This window comes from Cupriavidus sp. HPC(L), from assembly GCF_000307735.3.
Lineage (GTDB): Bacteria > Pseudomonadota > Gammaproteobacteria > Burkholderiales > Burkholderiaceae > Cupriavidus.
Map to the genome: position 1 here is coordinate 1 of NZ_AMPR02000195.1, position 5,739 is coordinate 5,739.

At 69.5% G+C, this 5,739-nt stretch carries 5 protein-coding genes; all 5 read left to right on the forward strand.

Annotated elements, in window-relative coordinates; translation table 11 throughout:
- The coding region (gene lnt / locus B551_RS12565; RefSeq protein ID WP_043439269.1) for an apolipoprotein N-acyltransferase at nucleotides 1–862 on the forward strand (862 nt) is incomplete at its 5' end.
- 433 nt (nucleotides 863–1,295) lie between these two features.
- Nucleotides 1,296–2,282: a glycine--tRNA ligase subunit alpha gene (glyQ, locus tag B551_RS12570; protein ID WP_023264211.1), complete on the forward strand. Its 987-nt coding sequence runs from the start codon at nucleotides 1,296–1,298 to the stop codon at nucleotides 2,280–2,282.
- Nucleotides 2,279–2,872: a hypothetical protein gene (locus B551_RS12575; protein ID WP_006579596.1), complete on the forward strand. Its 594-nt coding sequence runs from the start codon at nucleotides 2,279–2,281 to the stop codon at nucleotides 2,870–2,872. The genes glyQ and B551_RS12575 overlap by 4 nt, the downstream gene beginning before the upstream one ends.
- A gap of 64 nt (nucleotides 2,873–2,936) precedes the next feature.
- A complete protein-coding gene (gene glyS / locus B551_RS12580) occupies nucleotides 2,937–5,060 on the forward strand; it encodes a glycine--tRNA ligase subunit beta (RefSeq protein ID WP_006579595.1) in 2,124 nt (707 codons plus the stop codon).
- A 67-nt stretch (nucleotides 5,061–5,127) separates the two neighbouring features.
- The coding region (gmhB, locus tag B551_RS12585; RefSeq protein WP_023264213.1) for a D-glycero-beta-D-manno-heptose 1,7-bisphosphate 7-phosphatase at nucleotides 5,128–5,739 on the forward strand (612 nt) is incomplete at its 3' end.

The following is a 5,739-nucleotide window of genomic DNA, read 5'->3' on the forward strand; positions in this document are numbered from 1 at the left end:
GCTGTCGGTGCGGCTGCTGCAGGGCAACGTGCCGCAGGACATCAAGTTCGAGGCGGCCGGCATCGCCCGCTCCAACGCGCTGTACCGCGACATGATCACCGCCGCCCCGGCCGACCTGGTGGTCACGCCGGAGACCGCGTTCCCGCTGATCCTGCAGGACATGCCGCCGGAGATCGCGCTGGCGCTGCGGCAGTTCAGCGTCGGCACCGGCACCGCGCTGCTGTTTGGCGCCGCGGGCGCCGACTCGCCGGTCGACTTCACCAACAGCGTGTTCGGCATCGGCCCCGAGATGAAGGGGCTGTACCGCTACGACAAGCACCACCTGGTGCCCTTCGGCGAGTTCATCCCCTGGGGCTTCCGCTGGTTCGTCGACATGATGAAGATGCCGCTGGGGGACTTCCGCCGCGGCGGACTGGCGCAGGCGCCGCTGCCGGTGCGCGGCGTGATGGTGGCGCCCAATATCTGCTACGAGGATCTGTTCGGCGAGGAAATCGCGCGCACGCTGCGCGGCCAGCCGCAGCCGGCCAATGTGCTCGTCAATGTCACCAACCTGGCCTGGTTCGGCGACACCATCGCGCTCGATCAGCACCTGCAGATCTCGCGGATGCGTGCGCTGGAGACCCGCCGGCCGATGCTGCGCTCGACCAATACCGGCATGACGGCGGTGGTCGCGCCGGACGGCAGCGTGCCGGCGCGGCTGGCGACCTTCACCACCGGCACGCTCAGCGCACAGGTACAGGGCACGCGCGGGCTGACGCCCTATGTGCGGGTCGGCAATGTGCCGGCGGTGCTCGGCTGCCTGCTGGTGCTGCTGGTGGTGGCCTGGCGCGCGGCGTCGGGCCGGCGCGGCGCCGGCGCCTGAGCGTTTCGCGGGCCTGGGCGGCCGAGCCTTACTGGATCACGCTCGCGACGATCGATACCGCGGCAGCCGCCGCCATCACCGCCAGGGCGACCCGATAGGGTTTGTGCGAAAGAAACGACATGTTGTTGTCCCCGTTGTCTTGGCGCCGACGGGCGCCCGCGCGGCGCCGTCCGCTGCCTCTGTCGAACAGCTTTTCAATAATGTATACAAAAATCGATAACGGCAGGCGCTTCCGGAACTTGAGATCCCTCGGGATTTACCCGAAGTCCTCGCCCGGCTGCCGTGCCCTTCCCTTCGGCGGCTGCCGGGCAAAAAACCGCTAGAATTCTGGGTTTGGCAACGGCGGGGCCGGCTTGTCCGACCGCCGTCCTAGCCCGCTTCCGCTTCGGTGGCCCGCCGCCGGGCCAACACTCCGCGAACCGTCGTCTTCGTTATGCTGACCTTCCAACAAATGATCCTGACCTTGCAGTCCTACTGGGACCGGCAAGGATGCGCGCTGTTGCAACCCATCGATCTGGAGGTTGGCGCCGGTACCTCGCACGTGCATACCTTCCTGCGCGCGATCGGCCCGGAGCCGTGGCGCGCCGCCTATGTGCAACCGTCGCGCCGCCCGAAGGACGGCCGCTACGGCGAGAACCCGAACCGGCTGCAGCACTACTACCAGTACCAGGTCGTGCTCAAGCCCGCGCCGGAGAACATTCTCGAGCTGTACCTGGGCTCGCTCGAGGCGCTGGGCCTGGACCTGAAGCAGAACGACATCCGCTTCGTCGAGGACGACTGGGAAAACCCGACGCTGGGCGCCTGGGGCCTGGGTTGGGAGGTCTGGCTCAACGGCATGGAGGTGACCCAGTTCACCTACTTCCAGCAGGTCGGCGGCATCGACTGCAAGCCGATCACCGGCGAGATCACCTACGGCATCGAACGGCTGGCGATGTATCTGCAGGGCGTCGAGAACGTCTACGACCTGGTCTGGACCGAGTGGGAAGAAAACGGCAAGACGCGCCGCCTGACCTACGGCGACGTCTATCACCAGAACGAGGTCGAGCAGTCGACCTACAACTTCGAGCAGAGCAACACCGACATCCTGTTCCGCCATTTCGCCGAACACGAGAGCGAGGCCAAGCGGCTGATGGGCGTCGGCGCGGAGGCCGGCGCGGATGCGGCAACCCAGGCGGCCGGCGCCAAGCTGGCGCTGCCGGCCTACGAACAGGTGCTCAAGGCCGCCCACACCTTCAACCTGCTGGACGCACGCGGCGCGATCTCGGTGACCGAGCGCGCCGCCTATATCGGCCGCATCCGCAATCTGTCGCGGCTGGTCGCGCAGGCCTACTACGAATCGCGCGAGGCGCTGGGCTTCCCGATGTGCGGGCCGGCCGGCGGCGCGACCGCCGGGACCGCCGCCGCCGAGGCCGCCGCATGAACTCGATGGCACGCCGTGCGCTGTGCTGCGCGCTGGCGGTGGCCGCCGCGGGCGGCGCGCACGCCATCGTGCCCTCGGCCTATGCCCAGGCCTCGCAAGTGCTCTACCCGTCGGCCGAGCAGGCCAACGTCTGCGAAGGCGATTCGCAGGCGCTGCAGCAGTCCATCAACAAGCATCTGCAGCCGAGCGCCAACGCGATCGACCAGTGGACGCAGCTGGTGCGCTCGATGTCGTGCGACCTGTCCGGGTCCAGGGACCTGGGCTGGCGGCGCGTGCCGCTGCGCGCCTACGAGAGCGCGATCCGCTATCCGCTGACCTGGGTCGAGACCACGCACCGCAACGGCCGCCAACGGCGCCTGGTGCGGACCTACCATTCGGCCTCGCAACTGCCGCCGCGGATCGACTTCTGGATCGGCGGCCGCATCGACGAGATCCGCTACGATCGCCGCCATCACCGGCTGTATGCGCGCTTCTCCGCGAACAGCGAGAAGCTGGCCGGCAGCACGCAGTCCGCATGCCGCTCGACCACACTGCAGTTTCGCCAGCAGCATGGGCTATGGCTGCTGTCGGGCGTCGAACCGCGCTGTTGAGCGCCGCTGAACCTTTCCGGCGCCGCCGATGCCGGCGTGCGCCACAAACCGTTGGAACCGATTCATGTCGCAACCCCTGACCGATTCGCTGCTGATCGAACTGTTCACCGAAGAGCTGCCGCCGAAGGCGCTGGCACGCCTGGGCGAGGCCTTTGCCCAGGGCCTGTTCGCCGGCCTGGCCGAGCGCGGCCTGCTCGATGACGGCAGCACGGTGACGCCGTACGCGACGCCGCGCCGCCTGGCCGCGCTGATCAGCGGCGTGCGCGAGAGCGCGCCGGACCGCGAGCAGCGCGAGAAGGTGCTGCCGGTGTCGGTGGCGCTCGACGCGGCCGGCGAGCCGACCGCGCCGCTGGCCAAGAAGCTGGCCGCGCTGGCCAAATCGGTCGGCGTCGATTCGATCGACTGGCAGACGCTGGAGCGCGCCTCCGACGGCAAGGCCGAGGCGCTGTTCTACCGCTACACCGCGCGCGGCGCGGTGCTGGCCGACGGCCTGCAGGCCGCGCTGGACGAGACCATCGGCAAGCTGCCGATCCCGAAGGTGATGAGCTACCAGCGCCCGGACGGCAGCACCGTCAACTTCGTGCGTCCGGCCCACCGGCTGATCGCGCTGCATGGCGACAAGGTCGTGCCGGTCTCCGCGCTCGGGCTGGCCGCGGGCCAGCGCACGCTGGGCCACCGCTTCCTGTCCGGCGGCGAGATCGAGATCCCGCACGCCGAGCGCTACGCCGCCGTGCTCGAGGACCAGGGCAAGGTGCTGGCCAGCTATGCGCGGCGGCGCGAGCGCATCCGCGAGGGGCTGCTGGCCGCCGCCGGCGCCGATCGCGTGATCATGCCCGAGGCGCTGCTCGACGAGGTCAATGCGCTGGTCGAATGGCCGGTGGTCTACGCCTGCCATTTCGAGGAGGCCTTCCTCGCCGTGCCGCAGGAGTGCCTGATCCTGACGATGCAGACCAACCAGAAGTACTTCGCGCTGACCGACGCCAACGGGCAGCTGCGCAACCGCTTCCTGATCGTGTCGAACCTGGCCACCGACACGCCGCAGTCGATCATCGGCGGCAACGAGCGCGTGGTGCGCCCGCGCCTGGCCGACGCCAAGTTCTTCTTCGACCAGGACCGCAAGAAGACGCTGGCCTCGCGCGTGCCGCAGCTGGCCAACGTGGTCTATCACAACAAGATCGGCACCCAGCTCGACCGCGTGCAGCGGCTGCAGCAGATCGCCGGCCATATCGCCGATGCGCTGGCCAGGGCCGGCGTGCCGGTCGACAAGGCGGCGGCGATGCGCGGCGCGGAACTCGCCAAGGCCGACCTGCTGACCGATATGGTCGGCGAATTCCCCGAACTGCAGGGCACGATGGGGACCTACTACGCGCGCCACGACGACGAGGCCGAGGAAGTCGCGCTGGCCTGCTCCGAACACTACCGTCCGCGCTTTGCCGGCGATGCGCTGCCGTCGAACCCGGTCAGCATCGCGGTCGCGCTGGCCGACAAGCTCGAGACGCTGGTCGGCATCTGGGGCATCGGCGTGCAGCCGACCGGCGAGAAGGATCCGTTCGCGCTGCGCCGCCATGCGCTGGGCATCCTGCGCATGCTGGTCGAGACGCCGCTGCCGGTGGGCATCGACGCGCTGCTGGCGCTGACCGAGCAGGCCTTCGCCGGCGTGCCGGCGGTCAAGCCCGCGCGCGAGGACATCACCGACTTCCTGTACGACCGCCTGCGCGGCTATCTGAAGGACAAGGGCTACACCACCAACGAGGTCGAGGCGGTGGTCAGCCTGCGCCCGCAGCGGCTCGACGACATCCTTGGCCGCATGGAAGCGGTGCGCACCTTCGCCGCGCTGCCCGAGGCGGACGCGCTGGCGGCCGCCAACAAGCGGATCACCAATATCCTGCGCAAGAATACCGAGGCGGTCGGCGAGGTCGCGCCGGCGCTGTTCCAGGAAGACGCCGAAGGCGCGCTGCACGCCGCCATCGACAGCGTGCGGCCCGGGGTCGAGGCGGCGTTCGCGCGCGGCGACTTCACCGCCGCGCTGCGCGACCTGGCCCGGCTGCGCGACGCGGTGGACCGCTTCTTCGACGGCGTGATGGTGATGGCCGAGGATGCGCAGCTGCGCGCCAACCGCCTCGCCCTGCTGGCCTCGCTGCATGCGCTGGCCAACCGCGTCGCCGACATCTCGAAGCTGGCCGCCTGATCGGCCGCGCCCTGCACGGACGCACCGCCCCAGCCGCACCGACCGTACCCGTTACCGAAGCGCCGCCATGCCGCAGACACCGCCCAAATTCGTGATCCTGGACCGCGATGGGGTCATCAACCTCGACAGCGACCAGTTCATCAAGACGCCGGACGAATGGATTCCAATCCCCGGCAGCCTGGAAGCGATCGCCGCGCTGAACGAGGCCGGCTTCCGCGTCGTGGTCGCCAGCAACCAGTCCGGCATCGGCCGCGGCCTGTTCGAGATGAGCGCGCTGAACGCGATGCACGAGAAGATGTACAAGGCGCTGGCGCGCCTGGGCGGCCGCGTCGAGGCGATCTTCTTCTGCCCGCACACCGCCGCGGACGCGTGCGACTGCCGCAAACCCAAGCCCGGCCTGATCCAGCAGGCCGCGCAACGCTTCGGCATCGAACTGCGCGGCGTGCCGATCGTCGGCGATTCGCTGCGCGACCTGGAGGCCGGCGTCGCCCTCGGCTGCGCGCCGCACCTGGTGCGCACCGGCAAGGGCGAAGGCACGCTGGCCAAGGGCGGCCTGCCGCCCGGCACGCTGGTCCACGACGATCTGCGCGCGTTCTCGCGCTGGCTGCTCGAAGGCGATGGCGCGGCTCTACCGCGAGGCACCGGTCAATTCGATCTGGGAAGGGTCCGGCAACATCAT

Coding starts and splice junctions, on each gene's coding strand:
- glyQ (WP_023264211.1), top strand. CDS start 1,296: ATGCTGACCTTCCAACAAATGATCCTGACCTTGCAGTCCTACTGGGAC.
- glyS (WP_006579595.1), top strand. CDS start 2,937: ATGTCGCAACCCCTGACCGATTCGCTGCTGATCGAACTGTTCACCGAA.
- B551_RS12575 (WP_006579596.1), top strand. CDS start 2,279: ATGAACTCGATGGCACGCCGTGCGCTGTGCTGCGCGCTGGCGGTGGCC.